Source organism: Mycobacterium sp. 852002-51163_SCH5372311 (assembly GCF_001667115.1).
GTDB lineage: Bacteria > Actinomycetota > Actinomycetes > Mycobacteriales > Mycobacteriaceae > Mycobacterium.
Map to the genome: position 1 here is coordinate 72,933 of NZ_LZIJ01000055.1, position 22,505 is coordinate 95,437.

Consider the following 22,505-nt stretch of genomic DNA (forward strand, 5'->3'; position numbering starts at 1 on the left):
TTCCTGAATGCGCCCGGTTGCTCCGGCGGGCCGCCCCCTCTCGGCCCGCCGGGCACGACTTGCTGAATTGTAAAACTTTTCTGGCAAGCAATTCGGCGCCGTTGGATGCATCAACGGCCCTCGGCCGCCTTCGCCGGGTGCTCGCCGACGGAAACTCAGTCCGACTTGGTACCCGAGTGCATCCTCAACGCGTTGCCGACGTTCGCCTTTTTGTCCTCGCCGGCACCCTTGGCCGCGGCCTTCTTGCGCTTTGCCACGACGGTGTCGACAGCGCCATTGAGGCCCGAACCCCGCGGAAAACCCAGATAGTGCGTCAGGAAGACGGCCATCTCCTTCAGTTCGGTCTCGGTGAGTTCTCCGTTGAGCAGGGCGGCGTTGATCTGGATCTCGGCCAGGTCTCGATTCCCGGCCGCCGTCACCGCCGTCAACGTCATGATGCGCTTGTCGCGCATCGACAACCCTGGTCGCGTCCAGATGCTGCCGAACAGGTGATCGACGGTCAGATCGAAGTAAGCGTCGCCCTCGATGTTGGGCATCTCCCAGCCGTAGACCTCGTTCATCTTCTCCAGGCCCTTGCGGCGCAGTTCGTCCATCACGTCTCTTTCTCTGTGTGCGGTACCCCGAGAGCGGGTCCGAGGCGTTCGAGCGCCAGCCTAGCCAGCGGCAGGTCGACCGAGACCTCGTCGGCCAACGCCAGTGCCAGACTGAGGTCCTTCTCGCCGAGGCTCCGCGTGTGCATGAACCCGTCGTAGAGGAAGTGGCCCGGCTCAAGGTCTTTCGTGTCGTCGCGGAACATGATCGCTCCGGCGCCACCGGTCAGCTTGTCGGTGTGACGCACGACGTTTCCGAGGTCCTGCAGGTTCAGTCCGGCGGCCTCCGCCAGCTTCCACGCCTCACCCACCGCCGCCCACGTGGTGTAGGTCAGCATGTTGCGCGCCAGCTTCATCCGGGTGCCGGCGCCGGGCGGGCCGGCGTGCACAACCAACTCCGCCCAGTGTGAAAAGGGCTCTTTGACGCGAGCGAAGATTTCGTCGCTGGCGCCCACCATGGTGGCCAGTTGACCGAAACGCGCGGCGCGCCCGCCGCCGCTGATCGGCGCGTCGATGACATGAATGTCCTGGGGTTCCAGCTCGCGGGCGAGCTCCACGGCGGTGGTGTCGCTGATCGTCGAGTGAATCGCAATGATGGTGCCGGGCTTGGCGCTGTTCGCCAGCTCACCCACCACGTTGCGCACCTGCTCGTCGTTGAGCACGGTGATGCTGATGATGTCAGCGCTGGCGACGTCCGCGACATTGTCGGCCAGGCTGGCACCGCGTTCTGCCAACGGCGTCATAGCCTCGGGCCTGATGTCGTACACCGTCAGACCGCCTGGCCATTCGACCATCTTCTTGGCCATCGGCGTGCCCATGTTGCCCAGCCCGATGTAACCGAGCCTCACGTGATCTGACACGATGCGCCGCTCCTCTCATTTGGCCGGCGGCTATGACCGGATTATCTGCCCGCCGTCAACATTGAAGATCTGCCCGGTGATCCAGGAGGCCTGGTCGCTCAACAGGAACAAACACATTCCCACCAGATCCGCCGGCGTCCCCATCCGGCTCAGCGGTATCTGCTGCACCATGGTCTTGACCAACTCGCCCGGGGTGACGGTCTTGGTGGCTTCGGTGTCGATCGGTCCGGGCGCTATGGCGTTGATCCTGATCTTCATTCCGCCCAACTCCCGGGAAAGCTGCTGGGTCAGCCCGTTGACGCCAACTTTGGCCAGGCCGTAGAAGTTTGAATACAGCCACGCCGCGGTCGACGACTGGTTGACGATCGCGCCACCGCCCCTGTTGGCCATGTGCTTGTACACCGCGCGCGTACACACCAGCACTCCGTCGTGGTTGACGCTCATGAACTTCTTGTAGTAGTCCAGCGGCACGGTCAGCAGCAGGTCGAGCTTCATGCCGCCGTAGATCGCCGCATTGTTCACCAGGTAGTCGATGCCACCGAATTCGCTGACTGTGCGGTCGGCCATCGCCTTTGCCGACTCTTCGTCGGAAACGTCAACGGGCACATGGATTGCCGTGCCACCATCGGCGACAATCTGCTTGGCCGTTCTCTCCGCGGCGTCGGCGTTGATGTCGGCGACCACCACAGCGGCACCCTCGCGGGCCAGGGCTTCGGCGTACGCCTGCCCGATGCCCTGTGCGGCCCCGGTGACGATGGCCACCTTGTTCTCGAACATGGCTTCCCTTCCTGCCGAATGTGGGGTTATGGCACGCATTTCGCGCCGGCGCGTGCGTTAAGCACACACTCGGCGTTAGATCGCCGTCGCGATCAGTTTGGCTTCCAAGTACTCCTCGAAGCCAAGAAGGCCCATCTCGCGGCCGTTGCCGGACTGCTTGTAACCGCCGAACGGCGCATCCGCGGAATACCAGACGCCGCCGTTGACATTGACGGTCCCGACCCGCAGCCGCGCTGCCACCCCCCCTGCACGATCAGGGTCGGCGCTGAACACGGTGCCCGACAAGCCATATGGCGAGTCGTTGGCAATCCGCACCGCGTCGTCGTCGCCGTCGTGGGCGATCACCGTGAGGACGGGGCCGAAGATCTCCTCCCGTGCGACCCGGGCGTCGTTGCCCAGGCCCGCGATGACGGTCGGCTCGATGAAGAAACCGACATCCTTGCCCGCCGGCCGGCCACCACCACACGCGAACGTCCCACCTTCGGCGATCGCCGAGTCGAGGTAGTCCTGTACCCGGTCGCGCTGTCGCGCCGAAATAAGCGGCCCACAAACGGTTTTGGGGTCTTTGGGATCACCGGGTTTGATCGACCCCATAGTGCCCGCCGCGATCGCCACTGCCTCGTCATAGCGAGCCCGCGGCACCACCAGCCGGGTTGTGATCGCGCAACCTTGTCCGGCATGCATCGACGCGGTGAACGCCGAAACGGCGCAAGCTCCCGCCAGGTCGGCGTCGTCGAGCACGAGGAAGGCCGACTTTCCACCCAGTTCCAGAAACACCTTCTTGATGGTGGCTGCGGCATCAGCCATCACGCTGCGGCCGGTGGCCGTCGACCCGGTGAACGAAATCATGTCTACCCGAGGGTCTTTCGCCAACAACGCGCCCACACCGTGGTCACTGGAAGTGACGATGTTGACCACGCCGGGTGGAAAGTCCGTGTGGTCGGCGATGAGCTCGCCGAGTACCGCTGCACACCAGGGAGTGTCGGGCGCCGGCTTCAGGACGATGGTGTTGCCCGCGGCCAGCGCAGGGCCCAGCTTGGCGAGATTGATCTGGTGCGGAAAGTTCCACGGGGTGATCGCGCCGACGACGCCGACGGATTCCCGCGCGATGGTACGGCGGGTGGGGATTCCCATCGGCGCCGCGTCACCCAGATCCTGTTTCCACGCATAGGATTCGGCCGTGTCCGCCGAGAACGCCAGGTCGTTGACCGGACCTTCCAACTGAGCGGCGGCGGTGAGCATTCGCGGCGCACCTACTTCTGCGATGGTGATCTCGCGCAATTCCTCAGCGTGTTGCTGCATCGCGTCGCGGAGCTGGCGTACGCACCGGACCCGCAGTTCGGTGTTGCGCGACCAGTCGGTCTCGTCGAACGCGCGCCGCGCGGCATCGATGGCGCGGCCCATGTCGTCGGCGTCGGCGTCGGCGGCGACACCCAGCACCTCCTCGGTGGCCGGGTTGATCGTCGGGAAGGTACCCGCGCTGCCCGGACACGGCTTGCCGTCGATGAACAGTGCACTAACGCCGTCGGCGATCAACGCCATGTCTCGCTCCAATCGAATGGACACTTGTCCGATATCGCTCCTTGGCACCATAGCGTTCGGGTTGTCTGCGGTGCAAGCGCCGATCTCCTGGGTAGCATCTCAGATGACCTGTTGAGCCTGTTGATCAGCGTTTTCAGTGGTCGGGGTTGCTTCACGAGGCAACTATCCTCTAGCTTGGACATGTGTCCAGCGATGCACTGGTTACCGCGCAACCGCAGCACCCGTCCGGCGGAGCGCCCCGCAACCGCCGCCAAGAGGAAACCTTCCGCAAGGTGCTGGTCGCCGGAATGGAGACGCTGCGCGAGAACTCCTATGCCGACCTGACCGTGCGCATGGTCGCGGCGCGAGCCAAAGTGGCCCCGGCGACGGCCTACACCTACTTCTCGTCAAAAAACCACCTGATCGCCGAGGTCTACCTCGACCTGGTGCGGCAGGTTCCGTACTTCACCGATGTCAACGACCCCATGCCCACCCGGGTACATCAGGTCCTGCGCCACTTGGCGCTGGTGGTCGCTGACGAACCCGAGGTCGGCGCGGCGTGTACGGCGGCGTTGCTCGGCGGCGGCAACGACCCTGCTGTGCGCGACGCCCGCGACCGGATCGGCGCGGAGATCCACCGCCGCATCACCTCGGCCATCGGGCCCGGCGCGGACCCCGGCACGGTGTCGGCACTCGAGATGGCCTTCTTCGGCGCACTGGTGCAGGCCGGCAGCGGTGAGTCCACCTATCACAAGATCGCGGACCGGCTGGCCGACGTGGTGCGGCTCATCCTGGCCGGAGCCGAGCAGACCCAAGAAACGACCGGGAGCGAGCAATGACGGTTCAAATTGGCGGCCCGGAGCTGGTGCTCGATCCCTACGACTACGACTTCCACGAGGATCCGTACCCGTATTACAAGCGGCTGCGCGACGAGGCCCCGCTGTACCACAACGAGACGCTCGGCTTCTGGGCGTTGTCGCGGCATAGCGATGTGCTGCAAGGCTTCCGCAACAGCACCACACTGTCCAACCGCGACGGCGTCTCCCTGGATCCGGTGTCCCGCGGCCCGCACGCGTCCAAGACGATGTCGTTCCTGGCCATGGACGACCCTGACCATCTGCGGTTGCGCACGCTGGTGTCAAAAGGCTTCACGCCGCGCCGGATTCGCGAACTCGAGCCACGAGTCACCGAGCTGGCCGTGCAACACCTCGACACCATGCTGGAAAAGGCGGGCAGTTCCGAAACCGTCGACTATGTGGCGGAATTCGCCGGCAAGCTGCCGATGGACGTGATCTCGGAGCTGATGGGTGTTCCGGTGGCAGACCGCGACCGCATCCGTGCCTGGGCCGACGGCGTGATGCACCGGGAGGACGGCGTCACCGACGTTCCGGCTTCCGCCATCGAGGCGTCGATAAACCTGATCGTCTACTACCAGGCGATGATCGCAGAGCGCCGCAAGAAGCCGACGGACGATCTCACGTCGGCGTTGCTGGAGGCCGAGATCAACGGCGACCGGCTCACCGACGAAGAAGTCCTCGGGTTCATGTTCTTGATGGTGATCGCCGGCAACGAGACGACCACCAAACTCCTTGCCAACGCCGCATTCTGGGGCCACAAGAACCCGGATCAGCTCACCCCGATCTACGCCGACCTGTCGAGGGTGCCGCTGTGGGTCGAGGAAACGCTGCGCTATGACACATCGAGCCAGATCCTGGCCCGCACCGTCTCCGGGGAACTCACAATCCACGGCACGACGGTTCCCGAGGGGGACGTCCTGCTGCTGCTGCCGGGTTCGGCCCACCGCGACGAGCGGGTGTTCGACAATCCCGACGACTATCTGATCGGACGCGAAATCGGGTCCAAACTCATGAGTTTCGGCAGCGGCGCGCACTTCTGCCTGGGTGCCCATCTGGCCCGGATGGAAGCCCGGGTCGCGCTCACCGAGCTCTTCAAGCGAATCCGCGGGTATCAGGTCGACGAGGCCAACGCCGTCCGCGTCCACTCCAGCAATGTCCGCGGGTTCGCCCACCTACCCATCACCGTGGAGGTTTCCTGAGATGCCGCGTTTCGAACCACATCCGGCGCGCAGACCCGCGATCGTCGCCGGCGCGTCGTCAGGAATTGGAGAGGCTACCGCCGTTCAACTTGCGGCGCATGGCTTTCCGGTGGCGCTGGGAGCCCGGCGCCTGGAGAAGTGCCGGGAGATTGCCGAAAAGATCCGCGCGGATGGCGGTGCGGCCATCGCGTTGCCACTCGACGTCACCGACGCGGACTCGGTCAAAGCGTTCGTACACCAAGCAGCCGAGCAGCTCGGCGAGATCGAGGTACTCGTCACCGGCGCCGGCGACACCTTCTTCGGCAGGCTGCACGAAATCGACACCGAGACTTTCGAATCGCAGGTCCAGATTCACCTCATCGGGGCAAATCGATTGGCCACCGCCGTACTTCCGGGCATGATCGAGCGCCGGCGCGGCGACCTCATCTTCGTCGGTTCCGATGTTGCCCTGCGCCAGCGCCCGCACATGGGGGCCTACGGTGCGGCGAAAGCCGCACTGGTAGCGATGGTCACCAACCTGCAGATGGAGCTGGAGGGCACCGGCGTTCGCGCCTCGATCGTGCACCCGGGACCGACGAAGACGGGGATGGGATGGAGCCTGCCCCTGGAGTCGATCGGTCCCGCGCTGGAGGACTGGGCCAAGTGGGGCCAGGCGCGGCACAACTACTTCCTGCGTGCATCTGATCTCGCCCGCGCAATCACGTTCGTCGCCGAGACGCCGCGAGGCGGTTTCGTGGTCAACATGGAGCTTCAACCCGAGGCGCCGTTGACCGAAACGAAAGAACGTCAACAACTGAAAGTCGATGAGAAAGAGCTGAACTCATGACGACAACAGCCGTGGTACCACGGGTTTCCGGCGGTGAGGAAGAGCACGGGCATCTCGAGGAGTTCCGCACCGACCCCATCGGACTGATGAAGCGCACCCGCGAGGAGTGCGGGGATGTGGGCTGGTTCCAGCTGGCGGACAAGCACGTCATCCTGCTCTCCGGCGCAGGAGCCAACGAGTTCTTCTTCCGTTCCGCCGACGAGGAACTGGACCAGGCCGAGGCGTACCCGTTCATGACACCCATCTTCGGCAAGGGCGTGGTGTTCGACGCCAGCCCGGAGCGGCGCAAGGAGATGCTGCACAACTCGGCGTTGCGCGGTGAGCATATGAAGGGTCACGCCACGACCATCGAGGGCGAAGTGAAGAAGATGATCGCCGATTGGGGCGACGAGGGCGAGATCGAATTGCTGGACTTCTTCGCCGAATTGACCATCTACACCTCGACCGCTTGCCTGATCGGGCTGAAATTCCGCAATCAGCTCGACGCCCGGTTCGCGCACTACTACCACGAACTGGAGCGCGGTACCGACCCACTGTGCTACGTCGACCCCTACCTGCCGATCGAGAGTTTCCGCCGCCGCGACCAAGCCCGCAAAGACCTGGTGGCGCTGGTCCAGGAGATCATGGACCAACGTATTGCCAACCCGCCCAAGGACAAGGGCGACCGCGACATGCTGGACGTGCTGGTGTCCATCAAGGACGAGGAAGGCAACCTTCGGTTCTCCGCGGATGAGATCACCGGCATGTTCATCTCGCTGATGTTCGCCGGGCACCACACCAGCTCGGGCACCTCGGCGTGGACGCTGATCGAGCTGATCCGCCACCCCGATGTCTACATCGAGGTGGTCAAGGAGCTCGACGAGCTCTACGCCGACGGCCAAGAGGTGAGTTTCCATGCGCTGCGCCAGATTCCGAAGCTGGAGAACGTGCTCAAGGAGACGCTGCGACTGCATCCGCCGCTGATCATCCTGATGCGGGTGGCGAAGGGCGAGTTCGAGGTCGAGGGCTTCCCAATACACGACGGCGACTACGTGGCCGCATCCCCGGCGATTTCGAACCGCATCCCCGACGATTTCCCGAATCCCGATTCATTCGACCCGGACCGCTACGAGAAACCCCGCCAAGAGGATCTGGTGAACCGGTGGACCTGGATCCCGTTCGGGGCGGGGCGGCATCGGTGCGTCGGAGCCGCCTTCGCCCAAATGCAGATCAAAGCCATCTTCTCAGTGCTGTTGCGCGAGTACGAGTTCGAGATGGCGCAGCCCGCCGACAGCTATCACAACGACCACTCCAAGATGGTCGTGCAGCTTGCCAAGCCGGCCAAGGTCCGCTACCGCAAGCGCGGCTCGTAAGGATTAATGCTATGGGCTCAAATGGTTTTCGGATCAAAGCGGATCTGGATTTGTGCCAAGGACACGCCATGTGTGAATTGGAGGCACCGGACTTCTTCCACGTGCCCAAGCGGGGCAAGGTCGAGATCGTCGACCCCGAACCGCCGGAAGACGCCCGCGACGAAGTCGAGCGGGCGGTCGAATCATGCCCTACTCAAGCACTATTCATCCAAGAGAAAGAAGACTGACTCATGTCATCACACTCCCGTGAGGCGCTCGAAGACTGGGTCGAGCGCTGGCTTGAGGCCAACCGGGCGGCCGAACGGTCGGGCGACTGGAAGCCGCTGGCGGATTTCTACGCTTCCGACGCGACCTACGGGTGGAACATCGGCCCGAAGGAAGACGTGATGTGCGTCGGCATCGACGAGATCCGCGACATCGCACTGGGCCTCGAGATGGAGGGACTGGAGAACTGGCAGTACCCCTACCAGAAGGTCATCATCGACGACAAGCAGGGCGAGATCGTCGGTTTCTGGAAGCAGGTTGCGACGGACTCCGACGGCTCGCAGTCCGAGATCTACGGCATCGGCGGCAGCTGGTTCCGGCTCAACTCCGACGCCAAGATCGAATGGCAACGCGACTTCTTCGACTTCGGTCACGTGCAGGCGCTGTACTTAGAGCTGATGAAGGCCGGGAAGCTTTCCAACGGCATGCAGAAGCGCATCGAGCGCAGCCTGGCCGGAGAGAAGCTGCCCGGCTACTACCCGTTGGGACAGGCACCCGTCCCGATTTGGTGAACCGAACGGTTAGCCCGGCCCAACCAAGCATTTGTTTTGTTGGACGGCTATGCTACCGGCAAGAGTGCCCTGTGGCACTCGTCACTACCGTGCCAGGCATGATGGGGCCAGGCACTCTTTCAAAGGCGAAATGGGGTCAGGTCCAACGTGAAGACAAAAGGCGCACTGATCTGGGAGTTCAACCAGCCCTGGTCCATCGAAGAAATCGAGATCGGCGACCCCGTCAAAGACGAGGTCAAGATCCAGATGGAAGCGGCGGGCATGTGCCACTCCGACCACCACCTGGTCACCGGTGGCATCCCGATGGCGGGCTTCCCGGTGCTCGGCGGTCACGAGGGTGCGGGCATTGTCACCGAAGTCGGGCCAGGCGTGGAGGATCTTGCGCCCGGTGACCACGTGGTGCTGTCGTTCATCCCCTCGTGCGGGCAGTGTCCGACCTGTCAGGCGGGCATGCGCAATCTGTGCGACCTCGGTGCCGGGCTGCTGGCCGGCGCGGCGGTGAGTGACGGTACATTCCGCATCCAGGCCCGCGGCCAGAACGTGTTCCCCATGACGCTGCTGGGGACGTTCTCGCCGTACATGGTCGTGCACCGCAGCTCGGTGGTGAAGATCGACCCGTCCGTTCCGTTCGAGGTGGCCGCCCTGGTCGGTTGCGGTGTCACCACCGGCTACGGTTCGGCGGTCCGCACCGCAGACATCCGGCCCGGCCAGGACGTGGCGATCGTCGGTGTCGGCGGAGTAGGCATGGCAGCGCTGCAGGGCGCCGTGGCCGCCGGCGCCCGCTACATCTTCGCGATCGACCCGGTCGAGTGGAAACGCGATCAAGCCCTGAAGTTCGGTGCCACGCACGTCTACCCCGACATCAACGCCGCGCTGATGGGAATCATGGAAGTCACCTACGGCCTGATGGCCCACAAGGTGATCGTGACCGTCGGGGAACTGCACGGCGCCGACATCGACAGCTACCTGAACATCACCGCCAAGGGCGGCACCTGCGTGGCGACCGCCATCGGCAGCCTGCTGGACACCAACGTCACCCTGAACCTGGCGATGTTGACCCTGATGCAGAAGAACTTGCAGGGCACCATCTTCGGCGGCGGTAATCCGCAGTACGACATCCCGCAGCTGCTGGCAATGTACAAAGCCGGCAAGCTCAACCTCGACGACATGGTCACCACCCAGTACCGGCTGGAGCAGATCAACGAGGGCTACCAGGACATGCTGGACGGCAAGAACATTCGAGGCGTCATCCGATACACGGACGCTGACCGCTAGAGCGCCGAGAGACCATGACCCAAACCGTCCAATCTCCGGCAGTGACGGCGTCCCAATCCTCGTGGCGGTGCGTCCAGGCCCACGATCGGGAGGGCTGGCTGGCACTGATGGCCGACGATGTCGTCGTCGAGGATCCGATCGGCAAGTCCGTCACCAATCCCGACGGCACCGGCGTCCGAGGCAAAGAAGCCGTCGCCGGCTTCTACGACAAGACCATCGCCCCCAACCAACTGACGATCACCTGCGAAGAGACCTTCCCGTCGAGCTCGCCGAATGAGATCGCTCATATTCTGTTGCTGCACAGCAGGTTTGAGGGCGGCTTCACCAGCGAGGTCCGTGGCGTGTTCACCTACCGCGTCAACGATGCCGGGCTGATAACCAATCTGCGCGGGTATTGGAACCTGGAGATGATGAAGTTCAGCAAGGAAAAGTCGCAGACCTAACGGCCAGCGCCGGCGGCAATCAGGCCGCACCTATGCTTGAGCGCATGCCGTCGATCTTCACCAAGATCATCAACCGTGAACTGCCCGGCCGCTTCGTGTACGAGGACGACGACATCGTCGCCTTCTTGACGATCGAACCCATGACGCAGGGGCACACTCTGGTGGTGCCCCGCGCCGAGATCGACCAGTGGCAAGACGTCGACAGCGCAACGTTCAACCGCGTCATGGCGGTGAGCCAGCTGATCGGCAAGGCCGTCTGCCGGGCATTCCGGGCCGAGCGTGCCGGCGTGATCATCGCCGGGCTGGAGGTGCCCCATCTGCACGTTCACGTATTCCCCACTCGCAGCCTGAGCGACTTCGGATTCGCCAACGTCGACCGCAATCCGTCGCCGGAGTCGCTGGACGAAGCGCAGGCCAAGATCAAGGCGGCCCTGGCTGAGCTGACTTGAGGCCCCGGCCGGTCGTCGAGCGGCCGGTGTTACATATAGAAACCGTCACGGCGACGCATCAAGGCCGTCGATAGACGTCCGCGCGGTGGTCAACACGGTGGACCCAGACGCTGTGTTCGTTGTCGTCGATGCGATAGAGGAGGCGGTAGGGGCCTCGGCGTGCGCTATGTTGGCCATCGAGGTCGCCGCGCAGCGGTTTGCCGACGCTGCGGGGATGGCGTGCCAGGTCGCCGAACGCAAACTCAAGAACCGCGGCCAAGATTCGCGGCGGCAGTTTGTCGAGGTCTCGTCGGGCCGTGGCGGTGAACCGTGTCGTGTAGCCATCGGCGGGGCTCATTTCAGCGCGAGCGCCGAGGTACTTGGTAGGCGGCACGAATCTCGTCCTCGCCGTAGGTTCGTCCGGCGGTGACGTCGGCCTCAGACTCGCTGACCGATTCGACGATGCCTGGCTGCGACAGCCAATACAGGGTCTCCTGGATGGACTCCCATTCATCGACGCCGATCAACACCGCGGCCGGCGCGCCGTTCTTGGTGATGGTGATTTGGTCACGCGTCTCGGAGACGGCGTCAACATACTCATTGATCTTGCTTTTCAGCTGTGAGATCGGCAGAATCCGCATATCAACAGTGTAGACCTTAATTAAGGTCTACCAGAGACCTAAATAAGTACCCTTGCCGGCGACATGACCAACCAGCTTGGTCGGCCACGGCGATATGCGGAACGACGGGCTTACACGTGCGCGGCGACGTCGCTGACACGCGGCATGCTGACCCGGAAGCAACAGCCTTCGCCCGGCGCAGTGGTCACGGTGACGACGCCACCGTGCGCGCGCACCAGCGAGTCGACGATCGAAAGTCCCAGCCCGGTACCGCCGCTGGCACGGGCCCGTGACGAGTCGGTGCGGTAGAACCTCTCGAACACCCGTCCGGCGTCCTCTTCGGTCATGCCGGGACCTTTGTCGGCGACCTCGAGTACGGCGTCGTCGCCGTCGGTGCCCACCCGCACAGTGATGTCGGCTGTCTCCGGGGTGTGCTGGATGGCGTTGGCGATAAGGTTGCTCAGCACCTGACGCAACCGCGCCTCGTCGCCCAGCACCTCGGGGGTTCCCGGGCCATCCAAAACCTGCATGGTGATGCCGCGCTTGGGGTCCATCGCCTCCGCGTCGTGCACGGCGTCACTGGCCAGCGCCAGCAGATCCACCCGGTGGTGTTCGAGCGGCCGCTGCACGTCCAGCCGGGCCAGCAGCAGTAAATCGTCGACCAGTAGACCCATTCGGCTGGCTTCGCTTTCGATTCGCGACAGCAGCATGGCCACATCTCGCGCGGCGCCCTGCCGATACAACTCCGCGAACCCGCGGATGGTCGTCAATGGGGTGCGCAGCTCGTGGCTGGCGTCGGTGATGAACCGTCGCATCCGCTCCTCGGAGCCACGGGCCTTTTCGGCCGACGACTCCGAGGACGCCAGCGCTTGCTGGATCTGCGCGAGCATCCCGTTGAGCGCCAACGAAAGTCGGCCCACCTCGGTCCGGGGGTCACGCTCCGGAACCCGTCGATCCAACTGGCCCGCAGCGATCGCCGCCGCGGTCTTCTCGACTTCGGCCAGCGGCCGCAGACTGCGGTGTACCACCGCGTAGCCGGCGAGCCCCACCACGATCAGCACCGCCACACCGATGCCGAACTGCAGCCAGACCAGGGACCGGACCGTGTGCTGGACGTCGGACAGGTCGATGGCCACGGTGGTAAGCCCGTGCGGACCGCGCACCGAGACGGCCCGCCACTGAATATTCGAGCCGTTGACCGACGGCAGCGTCGTCGGAGAGGGGCCGACGTCATTGCTGGGCGGGAGGGCCGGTTCGGCGTTGCGGTCGTTGATGGCGGTGAAGGTGGTGCCGTCGACGCCGATGCCGCGCACGTAGAACTTCGACGGCGGACGGCCCGGGTCGGGGCCCTCGTAGGGTGGCGCCAGCTGCCGCCGCGGGGCCTGCGCCCAGCTGCGCGAAGCCTCGAGCAGCGTCGAGTCGATACGGCTGACCAGGCTGTGGCGCAGGATCGAGGTGACTGCGATTCCCGACGTCGCCAGTCCGCACGCCACCAGCACAAGGGTGCCGGCCACCAGGCCGACCCGCAGCGGCAATCCGCGTCGACGCTGTTCTGCCATATCCGCCTATCTCGCCGCGTGAGTTCCCGGTTGCTCAGCGCGGCTCGCGCAATACATAACCGACTCCACGCAACGTGTGCAGCAGCCGCTTCTCCCCGGTATCGATCTTGCGGCGCAGATATGAGACGTAGGACTCGACGACGTTGACGTCACCGCCGAAGTCGTAACGCCACACATGGTCGAGGATCTTGGGTTTGCTCAGCACGGTGCCGGCGTTGATCACGAAGTAGCGCAACAGCGTGAACTCGGTGGGTGACAACGAGACTGGTTCGCCGGCCTTCCAGACCTCGTGGGTTTCTTCGTCGAGTTCGATGTCGGCGAACGTCAGGCGGGCGTTGCGTGGTTCGGTGCTGCCCTTGCCGGCGCGCCGCAGGATGACCCGCAGCCGGGCAACGACCTCTTCGAGGCTGAACGGCTTGGTCACATAGTCGTCGCCGCCCAGTGTCAGGCCGGCAATCTTGTCCTGCAGAGAATCGCGAGCGGTCAGAAACAACGCCGGGGCGTCGATACCGTCGGCGCGTAGCCGGCGCAGCACCCCGAAGCCGTCCATCCCGGGCATCATCACGTCGAGAATCACCGCGTCCGGGCGGGCCTCGCGGGCACGATCCAGCGCCTGGGCCCCGTTGGTCGCTGTGTAGACCTCGAATCCTTGGAACTTGAGGCTTACTGAGAGAAGTTCGACGATGTTGTCCTCGTCGTCAACGACGAGGACCCGAGCCTCCGGCGTGGATTCGCGTTGGGTTACTGCTGTCATGAAGTCAGTTCTCTCGCACTTAGTTGAACGGTACCTTCACAATGGTTGTGCAATTCCTGTGAGGTCGGTACCAAGGGTCTGAAGGTATTCTGCCAGTGCTCATTGTGTCCGCTTAGTGCTTGCTGCGCTATTCAGGCGTCGCGCGAATACACTTCGCACATGGATCTGGGCAAAAGCATCGTGGCTCTTGCGACCGCTCCCGCGCGTATCGGGATCGCCGCCACCGAGGCGAGTTTGAACATCGCCCGCGCGGGCCTGGGATTGGCGAAGCAGGCGCTGGGTGACAGCGGCACCGCCAGCTCGAACGCGATGGCCAACATGCTCGGGATCGACGACGCGTTGGCGCGGGCCAACCGGCTGGCCAGATTGCTCGACGACGACATGCCCCTAGGGCGCGCCGTGGCTCCCGACGGGCCGATGGACCGGTTGCTGCGCCCGGGCGGCCTGGTCGACCTGGTGACATCGCCCGGCGGTTTGCTCGACCGCTTGACCGCCGAAGGCGGCAGTTTGCAGCGCGCACTGCAGCCCGGCGGGCTGGCCGACCGGCTGCTCGCCGAGGACGGGATGATCGAGCGCTTGATGGCAGAGGACGGGGTGGCCGAGCGGTTGCTGGCCGAAGGCGGACTGATCGACCAGATCACTTCCAAGGACGGACCGCTGGAACAGCTGACCGACCTCGCCGATACCCTCGCCCGGCTAGCACCCGGGATGGAGGCGCTGGAGCCCGCCATCGCCACGCTGCAAGACGCCGTCACGGCGCTCACGCTGGTGGTCAATCCGTTGAGCAATATCGCCGAACGCATCCCGCTCCCCCGGCGCCCACCGCGGCGCTCGTCGGCGCGGCCGGTGCGCTCCCAACGCATCGTCGACAGCGACGATTGAGCGGTTAGGCTTGCACCGGTCTTACCGGCCTCCTTAGCTCAGTGGTAGAGCACTCGCCTTGTAAGCGAGCGGTCGTCAGTTCAATCCTGACAGGGGGCTCCGCAACACGATAGGCACCGCTTGCGCGGGCATGATGCTGGCGCAGGAGTGCCGTGCGTCGTGCAGCCGAATCTGCCTCACCTCGGCCTCATTACACAGTTCGCCAAAAGTCGCTGAGCGTGTCGGGGTGATACGGGCGGTCATCAACTTGGTGTCCGGATTGCCCCTGGCTGACCATGATTTTGGAGAACAACATGACTGACAAGTAGGTCAAGGTCAAGGTGATCGACCCCTGGCGCGTGGTCTATGACGACAAGCCATACGTCAAAGGCGAAACCGTCACCGTTCCGGAAAGCGTTGCGGCGGAGTGGGAACGCTCGCGGTGGGTTGAGCGAGTCACCAATAGTCCGGCGTTGCGTAAGACCTGACGAGGGCTATGAGACGGCGGCCCTGACGATTTCGCGATTCGAGCAGGTGGGGTGCTCGATGCGCGTAGCGTGCTACTCGTGACCGGCAACCGCACCGCCAGGCATCGCATGGCTCCGGTGAAGAAATTGGCCGCCGCAGCGGTGGCCGCCGCTGGCGTAAGCTTGGCCACCACCGTGCTCAGCGCGAGCGTGGCGAACGCAGACCCTTCCTGCCCGCCGCAAACCATAAGCCTGCCCGATGGGCGATGCATGCCTGCACCTGAGCGCGATATCCCCCGAACCGAACTGAAACCGCCCGGCTATCCCGAAGGCGCGTGCCGGCCTAGTGCCAATCCACCGCCCTCACCTAGCGCGGTGGCAGCGTCGGACTGTTTCAACAACACCCTTCCCGGCGGACCGCCCGTCGCGCGCTATGAAGAGTTCGCGAATCAAGCCGCGCTAAACGACGCGTTCCAAACCGACGTTCGCAGCGCGGCGCTGCAGCCGTGCCCCGGTTCTAACGATTCCGCACCGGCAACCTGGAATGCGACGAATCCCCCGCCGGCCAACGGGTCGGTCATCTGCTACACCACGAACGACAACATGGCCCACGTCGAATGGACGAACACCCCAGATCGGATAAAGGCCAACGCCTCAGGACCCGACATGGCGAGCTTGTACGGATGGTGGCACGGGCTAATCACCACGGCGTGAGGGAGATTTGAGACGCGCATGGCGGCGAAATTCTAGATTTATAGAACATGGATAAGGACTACGACGCCATTCGCGCTGAGGAGATCCAGCGGGGTGACAGCATCGAGTTCCCTTCCAACCACCCGGACGTGAAATGGTACGTCGAAGAGGGCAGGGCATCGAAGCCCCCTTGCAACCAGCCGGGCGTGGTGTGGTACGTCGAGGAGCTGGTGGACTCTATGCTTGGCAGCCCATTGGGCGATCTTTACAAATTCACCGTGAAAGAGGTCGGGGCGGGAGCTGAAGTAGAAGTCAAAATCCGGGGCCATGTGCCCGTCCGCCGCTACCGGCGAAACCACGGATGAAACCGGAACAACCGCTGCACCGACGCTGAACGTCAGGCCGTCATGGCCTCTATCGAGGCACGCAAACAGCGGATGGCAAACGCTACTTGACGCCCGCCTGCTGCTTACACGCCGCTATCTCGTCGAGGCTGGGCAGAGGCAGGACGTGCTTCGCTTCGGCTTCATGAATGCAGGTTTCGTACTTGGCCTTCTTGGCCTCTTGCGAATGTTTCTGCACTTCGTTGAATGTCCAGACGACGCCGAGCACCACCAGGGCAGCGAACAGGATGAGAGCGGCGATGTCCCTCCTGGTCGGCTGCTTCCACCGCGAGAAGTACGTACGCACGCCGTGAAGCCTAGTCGCGGCCCCGATTTGTGCAGGTCAGAGGGTGCAGTCTTGACGGCTCGACACCCTCGGGGGATCGCGGGACCAGAGACGACGCCCGGACCCTTTGAGGCTCTGTACGCGTCGGAGTTCGGTGCCAGGGCGGAGTCTTGAAGGAAAAGCCGGATTATCCGGTCAATCGCAGCGTCATCCAGCGAGCACCGCCACGCCTATCGACGCCAAACGATCCGCGCCTTTCAGCCAGCTTCCGCATAACCCATGCGCGGTCTGGGTTCTTTGAGTCTCCCAAGCCCATCGACCGCTTCAACCGCTAGCCTGAACCGCACATGCTGATCCAGCGCCCAGTCGAGCATCGCAGGCCACAGATCCACATCCGCAACATTGCCGAACTGCGATGTGACGCATATTGCGGCGGTCTTCCTGCCGGGCTTGTCGTCCCAGTCGGCGCTTCGTCCAAGGGCTCGCTCGAATTCTTCTTTTACCTCGCGGAGTGCGTCGAAACGGCCTGAATTGAGGCGGGCATCGGGACTGCTGAAGTAGAGCTGGACGCTGAGACCCTGCTGCGTGAAGGCGGTCGAGTAGGCAACCGCGCTCGTGCCGGTGGGCAGGTTCAACCGCGACGCGCGTGTCGATGTTTTCCGCTTTGTCCAGCCGGGGTGTTCTGTGCCAACGCGGTCAAGGAACTGTTCCCAGAAATCCCAGTAGAGCTTGGAGCGCTCGGTCAGTGCTCCGGTGCCGGTCTTGACTTGCTTCCGCAAGTTGCTTGGCTGCGTGACCAAATCGGAATTTGGTGCAGGTGTGGAGTGGTCGGTCTGGACCACCTCGATCTCGGGCCTGGCGGGGTGAGCATCGCGATTCCTTGCGGCTGCTTTTCTAGCCCTTGCGGCTTGGGCCCTCGTCTTTGCGGCCCGCACCTGAGCGACCCATGCCCCGAACACCATTCCGCCGATAGCGATGAAGAAAACGAGAAATAGAACGTAAAGGAAGACCGGCGTATCCACGACGTCACCGCCTAGAACCCAGCTGGCGGTGCTGACTCAGCGAGCGGACAATCATGAGGAATGACTCACCCAAACCTCCCCGTTTGGTGATTCTCGGGGTTGGTGACGTCGCCCGACTCGTCGAAGCGAGCGTATGCGCAAGGTCAGTTATTCAGGTCAGGAATTGTGAAATTCGCCGTGCCGATCGCTGGCGCTTCAGGTCTCTTCGCGGTTTCCGCGACTGATCATCCAGGCGACCAGGCAAACTCCTATCGCCAACCCTCCGTAGCCCAGCACCGACGGCCACCAGGGACGGGAGGGGGTGGGCTCCTTGAAAGCGGCCAGCGCCACCAAAAAACTGCCGTTGTCGGTCGGTCCGACGCCTGGTAACGACTGTGTCTTGGTCACCTTGATCTGGCTGCTGCTGCCGGGATCGTTGACCTGACCCCAAGCCAGGGTGGAGTCGTCGAGCAGGAAGATGTCCTGGCTGCCCTTAGGTTGTTTATCGTCGTGCCCCACCACCTCCACGCGGCCGACTTGCACGATCTGGTCACCGGCGGGGACGTTGACCAGGACGTCCTGGTACAGCTGTGGGGGAGCCGGCGGGATGTAGTCCGGCGGCGGTGAGCCGTTCCCATCCGGGGGCGGTACCCAGGCCCCGCCGTGGAAGCTGCCCGACGCCACATAGCTGTCCCCGACCGCGGTGAACGGGTACAGGCCAACCGCGGCCGCATCGAGCACGACCCGGCCACCGGCCGGCACGTACACCTCTCGGTAGGCGCCGTTGTAGAAGAAGCGGAAGGTCATCGCCTGATCCAGCGGGTTATACAGAATCGGGCGGTGGTAGGCGTCGTAGTCGATGTAGTCCCAATGACGAGGGCGCGTCAGCTGCTGGTTGTCGGCCTTTACGACGTCAACGTGGCCGGATTGGGCAGCATCGTGCAGCTGATGCTTGAAGTCCACCAGCTGAAGCATCTGTTGAATCGCGGGATTAACGCGCGTCGCCGGCGCAGACTTCGCAGCCGCTACCGCCTCCAGTGATGCATCCACCCCTTTCGGCGGTTTGACCACCGAGGCGTTTCTCGGCGTCCCGGGGGCCAACGGATTGATCGTCGGGCCCTGCACCGGAATCGCGCTCGGGGGCGCGGGACTTGGCGGAAGGACTTCTGGGGTCCGCGCCGGCGTCACGCTCGGCACAGGCACCGGCGGAAACTCCGGAACCGGGGGCAGTGGCACGCTACTCGGGGACGGCTGGGACGGGCGGGACGGCGCGGCTTCATAGCACGAGCGCGGCGTCGGAATGCCATAAATCGCAATATAATTCAGGCAATCCTGGCAGGACGCGGGGTTTGACCCGGCACCGGCGCATGGAGCCGCCTGCGCCACGCCGGTTGTGGTCGCTAACACCGAGAACGGTGCGAAGGCCAGGACGGCTGCGGCGGCAATCCGGAGTGCTTTCATCTCCTGACCTTTCGGGAACCGCACTGGCTGGACGAGCTGCGACCACCGAGAGTGCTACGAACGGTAAGGCTGCTTTGCCGTTACCCAACAAGTGTCGCACTTCTATCTACCAAGTAGATAAGGACCAGTCTCCTCCCACGATCCGCATCCACGGGGAGCTAACCGGAATACGATGCTGCCGTAGGCGACGCCACGACGAAGGCGAGCCTGCTCGCCGATCTTTTTTTGTTGCCACCACACTCGCAGTTGACGCACCGCGCCGCGCGGACGACAGCAGCGCTCCCGTCAGCTGGCGGCATCGTTGCCATCGCGATCCTGGCCGCCGCCGTCGGCATCCTCATTTGGGATGCGCCGCCGCTTCTGACAGCGTTGACATTGCGTCCACGGCGCAAAAGTGCGAGTTGGGCACGCCCTCCGTGCAGAGTCAATGCCAGATCGGCTACTGCTGGCCGAGTATGGGTGGCAGACCATCTCGGATGCCCTTCAGATCACCTTGGATCCGTTGCAGATCACGTTCGATGGCTTCCAGATCCGGGAGAGCAGCTTGTAGGCCCGGCTGTGTCGGTTTCAGACTTGCCGATCCGTACTCAGGGCAATAGGAGACGACGGCTGCAGCCGCGAACCTGGCGCTTTGATCGGCGTCCCAAATCGACGATCCCTGCACGAAGTGGACGGCGTCCGCGAAATTGGGTTGGTGCGCGAGGAAATCGCAGACCGCGTGACCGTGGCTGGTGACGTATTCCTGGCTGGGAACTGGCACGCCGTCCTGTTTCAACACGCTGATGAATGCCGTGTCGACGATGTAAGACGGTGCAGGGCGCGCGGCGGCGTCGGCCGAGCCGGACGGCGCAGCCGGACCGGGTGGCGCAGCTGACGGCGGCGACGCCTCGGCCGGCTGCGCTTCTGCGGGCTGGTTTGGAGCTGCTTTGTGCACCCAGAACATAACCATTAACGCGGCGGCGACGGCGAGGAAAGACAGCGGCAACGCCCCGAGGGCGACGAAGCGGCGCAGCACACTCTTAGGCTTCTTCGGGGTGAAGCGGCGGGTCTTCCCCGTCGCAACCGCCTCGGTTTCGGACGGCTCCACCAGATGGCCCAGGCGCTCGTCGAGCAGTGCGTCGACCTCTTGGGACGAAAGTTGACCGCCCTGCTCACGGCGGCGCAGAGCTATGAGCCGCAGTTCCGAGTCGATCGTCTCCCGATCGCGCATATCAGTCAGTCTGCGGGTGTCGCGACATTGTGACAAGTGCTGGTTACCGGGCGGCCGCCACCATCGACGGGTCCATCGACGAGAAGCTGAATGGCCTTCGCGTAGTAGTCGAGTGCTGCGCTACTGCCCACCTGAGGCGTGCCGCATCGAAAAGACACAGTGTCATCAGAAGATCATCAGAAGGCCGCCGTTCCGCCCGACTAAGCCGATAGAGTTGCCGCGTTGGCCGACAAAGATCTCGCCGCCGCAGCCGATCTCGGAGCGGCGCTGGGTGTTTCCACTCCCCTGGCGCAGGCGACCAAGCCGGTGATGCGCGACGTCTCCACCGGCCACCGGGGTGCGGGCGACTAGCGTACGCAGACGTGACGACCGCGCCGTACGGGTCTTGGCCTACGCCATTCACTTCTGCGTCGGTGGTCGCGGACGCCGTACGGCTGGGAGAGCTGGTTCTCGACGGGTCCGACGTCCTGTGGTCAGAAGGGCGGCCCGCCGAGGGTGGTCGCACCCAACTCGTACGCCGTAGCCCTGACGGCTGCTGTACCGATCTGCTTCCCGACGGCTACAACGCGCGCACGGCCGTTCACGAGTACGGCGGGGGCGCGTGGTGGTCCCGCGCGGGCATCGTATGGTTCGCCAACTGGGCTGATCAACGGCTCTATCGGCTCGCACCCGGCGCCGACCCGCTGCCCCTCACCCCCGAACCTTCGATTCCTCGGGCCGACCGTTTCGCCGACGGTGACCTCGCCCCGGACGACGGCGGTTCGATCGTCTGCGTACGCGAGCGCCACCGTGGGCCGTCCCCCACCGAGGTCGACAACCAGATCGTCCGGCTCGACGCGCAGATCCCCTCCGAACCCGAGGTGCTGGTCGCCGGCTCCGACTTCGTCGCGGCGCCGCGCTTGTCGCCGGACGGCGCCACGTTGGCCTGGCTGCGCTGGAATCACCCGTCGATGCCGTGGGATTCGACCGAGCTCGTCATCCGCGAACTCGATACCGGTAGGGAGCGGGTGGTCGCGGGCGGCCCGGACGAGTCGGTGCTGGAGCCCCGCTGGGGTGTCGACAATGCACTGTGGTTCGTGTCCGACCGCAGCAACTGGTGGAATTTGTACCGCTACACGCCCGGCGCAGATGTCGGGGCCGTCGTGTGTATCGACGCCGAAATCGGCGTTCCACCATGGCAATTCGGTTCGGCGCGCTATTCGATGCTCCCCTGCGGGTCGGTGGTTTTCGCGCGGACGCGCCAAGGATACGACGGCCTCGCGCGCCGCGCTCCCGACGGCACGATCACCGATCTGGACACGCCGTTCTCACGGTTCACTGCGCTGCGCGTGGCCGCCGATGACACCCTGTTCGTCGTCGCGGGGTCGCCGACCGAGGAGCCCGGCGTGCACCGCCTCGACCCTGACGGCAACCTCGTCGAGACGCTGCGGGCACCACGCGAGCTTGGCGTCGACCCCCGCGGGGTCTCCGTGCCCGAGCACATCACCTTCCCGACCGAAGGCGGCCGCACAGCGCACGCGCTGTTCTACCCGCCCGCGCATCCCGAGTTCACGGGACCGGACGGCGAGTCGCCGCCGTTGATCGTGGAGATCCACGGCGGCCCGACAGGCTCGGCGTCGCCGGTGTTCTCGACCGCCGTCCAGTACTGGACGAGTCGGGGGTTCGCCGTCGTCGACGTCAACTACGGCGGCTCGACGGGGTACGGCCGCGCCTTCCGTGAGGAGCTCGCCGGAAACTGGGGGATCGTCGACGTCGCAGACTGCCTCGCCGCGGCCCGGCACCTCGCGAGCACCGGACGCGTCGATGCGGAGCGGCTGACCATCCGGGGCGGCTCGGCGGGCGGCTTCACCACTCTCGCGGCGCTGGCCCGGGATGACACACCGTTCGCGGCGGGCGCCGACCATTTCGGCGTCGCGGATCTCGAAGCGCTGGCCCGCGACACCCACAAGTTTGAAAGCCGATACCTCGACGGGCTCGTCGGCCCCTTGCCGGCCGCCCGCGACCGCTACCTCGAGCGGTCGCCGATCCACCATGTCGATCGGCTCACCCGCCCGCTGATCGTGTTGCAGGGCAGCGAGGACGCGATCGTTCCACCTGCGCAGAGCGAAACCATTGTCGACGCCCTGCGCCAGCGGCGAGTTCCCGTCGCCTACCTGCTCTTCGAGGGCGAACAGCACGGCTTCCGGCGCGCGGAGAACATCCGCAGGGCGCTCGACGCCGAGCTTTCCTTCTATGCACGGGTGCTGGGCTTCACCTTGCCCGACGGCGAAGACATCGAGCCCGTGGCCGTCGAAAACCTTTGACAC

Annotated in this window: 27 protein-coding genes and 1 tRNA gene; 16 read left to right on the forward strand and 12 right to left on the reverse strand. The window is 64.4% G+C overall.

Annotated features, from left to right (window positions below; translation table 11 throughout):
• Positions 1-155: 155 nt before the first annotated feature.
• The 4 genes from A5791_RS06770 to A5791_RS06785 all read right to left on the reverse strand — a co-directional run bounded on the left by A5791_RS06770 (position 156) and on the right by A5791_RS06785 (position 3,769).
• Entirely contained in the window at positions 156-593 is a 438-nt protein-coding gene (locus A5791_RS06770; RefSeq protein WP_067233149.1) for a carboxymuconolactone decarboxylase family protein, read from the reverse strand.
• Positions 593-1,450: an NAD(P)-dependent oxidoreductase gene (locus tag A5791_RS06775; protein WP_067233151.1), complete on the reverse strand. Its 858-nt coding sequence runs from the start codon at positions 1,448-1,450 to the stop codon at positions 593-595. Before A5791_RS06775 ends, A5791_RS06770 begins: the two co-directional genes overlap by 1 nt.
• 30 nt (positions 1,451-1,480) lie before the next feature.
• On the reverse strand, positions 1,481-2,227 hold the full coding sequence (locus A5791_RS06780) for an SDR family oxidoreductase (RefSeq protein WP_067233154.1): 747 nt from the start codon (positions 2,225-2,227) through the stop codon (positions 1,481-1,483).
• Positions 2,228-2,302: 75 nt separating this feature from the next.
• On the reverse strand, positions 2,303-3,769 hold the full coding sequence (locus A5791_RS06785; RefSeq protein WP_067233157.1) for an aldehyde dehydrogenase: 1,467 nt from the start codon (positions 3,767-3,769) through the stop codon (positions 2,303-2,305).
• 182 nt (positions 3,770-3,951) lie between these two features.
• On the opposite strand from A5791_RS06785, the gene A5791_RS06790 reads away from it, so the two are divergent.
• The 9 genes from A5791_RS06790 to A5791_RS06830 all read left to right on the forward strand — a co-directional run bounded on the left by A5791_RS06790 (position 3,952) and on the right by A5791_RS06830 (position 10,925).
• Positions 3,952-4,587 carry a TetR/AcrR family transcriptional regulator gene (locus A5791_RS06790; protein ID WP_067233160.1) on the forward strand — a complete coding sequence of 212 codons (636 nt, stop codon included), beginning with the start codon at positions 3,952-3,954 and terminating at the stop codon, positions 4,585-4,587.
• Positions 4,584-5,804 carry a cytochrome P450 gene (locus tag A5791_RS06795; protein ID WP_067233163.1) on the forward strand — a complete coding sequence of 407 codons (1,221 nt, stop codon included), beginning with the start codon at positions 4,584-4,586 and terminating at the stop codon, positions 5,802-5,804. The genes A5791_RS06790 and A5791_RS06795 overlap by 4 nt, the downstream gene beginning before the upstream one ends.
• Position 5,805: 1 nt before the next feature.
• A complete protein-coding gene (locus A5791_RS06800; protein WP_067233166.1) occupies positions 5,806-6,630 on the forward strand; it encodes an SDR family oxidoreductase in 825 nt (274 codons plus the stop codon).
• Positions 6,627-7,982, forward strand: coding sequence for a cytochrome P450 (locus A5791_RS06805; RefSeq protein ID WP_067233168.1), 1,356 nt, complete (start codon positions 6,627-6,629; stop codon positions 7,980-7,982). Before A5791_RS06800 ends, A5791_RS06805 begins: the two co-directional genes overlap by 4 nt.
• Positions 7,983-7,993: 11 nt before the next feature.
• Positions 7,994-8,209, forward strand: coding sequence for a ferredoxin (locus A5791_RS06810; RefSeq protein ID WP_067233170.1), 216 nt, complete (start codon positions 7,994-7,996; stop codon positions 8,207-8,209).
• Positions 8,210-8,212: 3 nt separating this feature from the next.
• Positions 8,213-8,758 carry a hypothetical protein gene (locus A5791_RS06815; RefSeq protein WP_067233173.1) on the forward strand — a complete coding sequence of 182 codons (546 nt, stop codon included), beginning with the start codon at positions 8,213-8,215 and terminating at the stop codon, positions 8,756-8,758.
• A 147-nt stretch (positions 8,759-8,905) separates the two neighbouring features.
• Positions 8,906-10,033 (forward strand): NDMA-dependent alcohol dehydrogenase, encoded by a 1,128-nt coding sequence (locus A5791_RS06820; RefSeq protein ID WP_067233175.1) that lies wholly within the window; start codon positions 8,906-8,908, stop codon positions 10,031-10,033.
• Positions 10,034-10,047: 14 nt separating this feature from the next.
• Entirely contained in the window at positions 10,048-10,476 is a 429-nt protein-coding gene (locus A5791_RS06825; RefSeq protein ID WP_067233177.1) for a ketosteroid isomerase family protein, read from the forward strand.
• Between the two features lie 44 nt (positions 10,477-10,520).
• Positions 10,521-10,925, forward strand: a complete 405-nt coding sequence (locus A5791_RS06830) for an HIT family protein (protein WP_067233474.1) — start codon at positions 10,521-10,523, stop codon at positions 10,923-10,925.
• A gap of 58 nt (positions 10,926-10,983) precedes the next feature.
• On the opposite strand, the gene A5791_RS06835 is transcribed toward A5791_RS06830, so the two are convergent.
• From A5791_RS06835 to phoP, 4 genes are all read right to left on the reverse strand, one after another.
• Entirely contained in the window at positions 10,984-11,262 is a 279-nt protein-coding gene (locus A5791_RS06835) for a type II toxin-antitoxin system RelE/ParE family toxin (RefSeq protein WP_067233180.1), read from the reverse strand.
• Between the two features lies 1 nt (position 11,263).
• Entirely contained in the window at positions 11,264-11,545 is a 282-nt protein-coding gene (locus tag A5791_RS06840) for a type II toxin-antitoxin system Phd/YefM family antitoxin (RefSeq protein WP_067233182.1), read from the reverse strand.
• A gap of 110 nt (positions 11,546-11,655) precedes the next feature.
• Positions 11,656-13,083: a cell wall metabolism sensor histidine kinase WalK gene (locus A5791_RS06845; RefSeq protein ID WP_067233185.1), complete on the reverse strand. Its 1,428-nt coding sequence runs from the start codon at positions 13,081-13,083 to the stop codon at positions 11,656-11,658.
• Between the two features lie 34 nt (positions 13,084-13,117).
• The gene (gene phoP / locus A5791_RS06850) at positions 13,118-13,837 is read right to left on the reverse strand and encodes a two-component system response regulator PhoP (protein ID WP_067233188.1); all 720 of its coding nucleotides are present in this window, start codon (positions 13,835-13,837) and stop codon (positions 13,118-13,120) included.
• A 159-nt stretch (positions 13,838-13,996) separates the two neighbouring features.
• Here phoP and A5791_RS06855 point away from each other — a divergent pair, with 159 nt between their 5' ends.
• The 5 genes from A5791_RS06855 to A5791_RS06870 all read left to right on the forward strand — a co-directional run bounded on the left by A5791_RS06855 (position 13,997) and on the right by A5791_RS06870 (position 16,223).
• Positions 13,997-14,719 carry a hypothetical protein gene (locus tag A5791_RS06855; protein WP_067233191.1) on the forward strand — a complete coding sequence of 241 codons (723 nt, stop codon included), beginning with the start codon at positions 13,997-13,999 and terminating at the stop codon, positions 14,717-14,719.
• 27 nt (positions 14,720-14,746) lie between these two features.
• Positions 14,747-14,818: transfer RNA gene (locus A5791_RS06860), tRNA-Thr, on the forward strand.
• Positions 14,819-15,039: 221 nt separating this feature from the next.
• The gene (locus A5791_RS26390) at positions 15,040-15,186 is read left to right on the forward strand and encodes a hypothetical protein (RefSeq protein WP_156661044.1); all 147 of its coding nucleotides are present in this window, start codon (positions 15,040-15,042) and stop codon (positions 15,184-15,186) included.
• A 354-nt stretch (positions 15,187-15,540) separates the two neighbouring features.
• Positions 15,541-15,879 carry a hypothetical protein gene (locus A5791_RS27090; RefSeq protein WP_067233194.1) on the forward strand — a complete coding sequence of 113 codons (339 nt, stop codon included), beginning with the start codon at positions 15,541-15,543 and terminating at the stop codon, positions 15,877-15,879.
• Between the two features lie 47 nt (positions 15,880-15,926).
• Entirely contained in the window at positions 15,927-16,223 is a 297-nt protein-coding gene (locus tag A5791_RS06870) for a hypothetical protein (RefSeq protein WP_067233196.1), read from the forward strand.
• Positions 16,224-16,305: 82 nt separating this feature from the next.
• Here the strand turns inward: A5791_RS06870 and A5791_RS06875 are convergent, their stop codons facing one another.
• The 4 genes from A5791_RS06875 to A5791_RS06890 form a co-directional block, all read right to left on the reverse strand.
• Positions 16,306-16,548, reverse strand: a complete 243-nt coding sequence (locus tag A5791_RS06875; RefSeq protein ID WP_067233199.1) for a hypothetical protein — start codon at positions 16,546-16,548, stop codon at positions 16,306-16,308.
• A gap of 236 nt (positions 16,549-16,784) precedes the next feature.
• Complete coding sequence (locus tag A5791_RS06880; protein ID WP_082966788.1) at positions 16,785-17,549, reverse strand: DUF4268 domain-containing protein; 765 nt, start codon at positions 17,547-17,549, stop codon at positions 16,785-16,787.
• Between the two features lie 195 nt (positions 17,550-17,744).
• Positions 17,745-18,989, reverse strand: a complete 1,245-nt coding sequence (locus A5791_RS27655) for a hypothetical protein (protein ID WP_067233476.1) — start codon at positions 18,987-18,989, stop codon at positions 17,745-17,747.
• 439 nt (positions 18,990-19,428) lie between these two features.
• Entirely contained in the window at positions 19,429-20,199 is a 771-nt protein-coding gene (locus A5791_RS06890) for a DUF732 domain-containing protein (protein WP_067233204.1), read from the reverse strand.
• A 222-nt stretch (positions 20,200-20,421) separates the two neighbouring features.
• Between A5791_RS06890 and A5791_RS27455 the strand changes: the two genes are divergently transcribed.
• The gene (locus tag A5791_RS27455) at positions 20,422-20,550 is read left to right on the forward strand and encodes a hypothetical protein (RefSeq protein ID WP_255397631.1); all 129 of its coding nucleotides are present in this window, start codon (positions 20,422-20,424) and stop codon (positions 20,548-20,550) included.
• 11 nt (positions 20,551-20,561) lie between these two features.
• Positions 20,562-22,502 carry a S9 family peptidase gene (locus A5791_RS06895; protein WP_067233206.1) on the forward strand — a complete coding sequence of 647 codons (1,941 nt, stop codon included), beginning with the start codon at positions 20,562-20,564 and terminating at the stop codon, positions 22,500-22,502.
• Positions 22,503-22,505 lie beyond the last annotated feature (3 nt).

Bases quoted from the DNA above. Each gene is read 5' to 3' on its own strand.
- A5791_RS06770 (WP_067233149.1), bottom strand. From the start codon at position 593: ATGGACGAACTGCGCCGCAAGGGCCTGGAGAAGATGAACGAGGTCTAC.
- A5791_RS06780 (WP_067233154.1), bottom strand. From the start codon at position 2,227: ATGTTCGAGAACAAGGTGGCCATCGTCACCGGGGCCGCACAGGGCATC.
- A5791_RS06785 (WP_067233157.1), bottom strand. From the start codon at position 3,769: ATGGCGTTGATCGCCGACGGCGTTAGTGCACTGTTCATCGACGGCAAG.
- A5791_RS06795 (WP_067233163.1), top strand. From the start codon at position 4,584: ATGACGGTTCAAATTGGCGGCCCGGAGCTGGTGCTCGATCCCTACGAC.
- A5791_RS06800 (WP_067233166.1), top strand. From the start codon at position 5,806: ATGCCGCGTTTCGAACCACATCCGGCGCGCAGACCCGCGATCGTCGCC.
- A5791_RS06805 (WP_067233168.1), top strand. From the start codon at position 6,627: ATGACGACAACAGCCGTGGTACCACGGGTTTCCGGCGGTGAGGAAGAG.
- A5791_RS06810 (WP_067233170.1), top strand. From the start codon at position 7,994: ATGGGCTCAAATGGTTTTCGGATCAAAGCGGATCTGGATTTGTGCCAA.
- A5791_RS06815 (WP_067233173.1), top strand. From the start codon at position 8,213: ATGTCATCACACTCCCGTGAGGCGCTCGAAGACTGGGTCGAGCGCTGG.
- A5791_RS06825 (WP_067233177.1), top strand. From the start codon at position 10,048: ATGACCCAAACCGTCCAATCTCCGGCAGTGACGGCGTCCCAATCCTCG.
- A5791_RS06830 (WP_067233474.1), top strand. From the start codon at position 10,521: ATGCCGTCGATCTTCACCAAGATCATCAACCGTGAACTGCCCGGCCGC.
- A5791_RS06835 (WP_067233180.1), bottom strand. From the start codon at position 11,262: ATGAGCCCCGCCGATGGCTACACGACACGGTTCACCGCCACGGCCCGA.
- A5791_RS06840 (WP_067233182.1), bottom strand. From the start codon at position 11,545: ATGCGGATTCTGCCGATCTCACAGCTGAAAAGCAAGATCAATGAGTAT.
- A5791_RS06845 (WP_067233185.1), bottom strand. From the start codon at position 13,083: ATGGCAGAACAGCGTCGACGCGGATTGCCGCTGCGGGTCGGCCTGGTG.
- phoP (WP_067233188.1), bottom strand. From the start codon at position 13,837: ATGACAGCAGTAACCCAACGCGAATCCACGCCGGAGGCTCGGGTCCTC.
- A5791_RS06855 (WP_067233191.1), top strand. From the start codon at position 13,997: ATGGATCTGGGCAAAAGCATCGTGGCTCTTGCGACCGCTCCCGCGCGT.
- A5791_RS06870 (WP_067233196.1), top strand. From the start codon at position 15,927: ATGGATAAGGACTACGACGCCATTCGCGCTGAGGAGATCCAGCGGGGT.
- A5791_RS27655 (WP_067233476.1), bottom strand. From the start codon at position 18,989: ATGAAAGCACTCCGGATTGCCGCCGCAGCCGTCCTGGCCTTCGCACCG.
- A5791_RS06890 (WP_067233204.1), bottom strand. From the start codon at position 20,199: ATGCGCGATCGGGAGACGATCGACTCGGAACTGCGGCTCATAGCTCTG.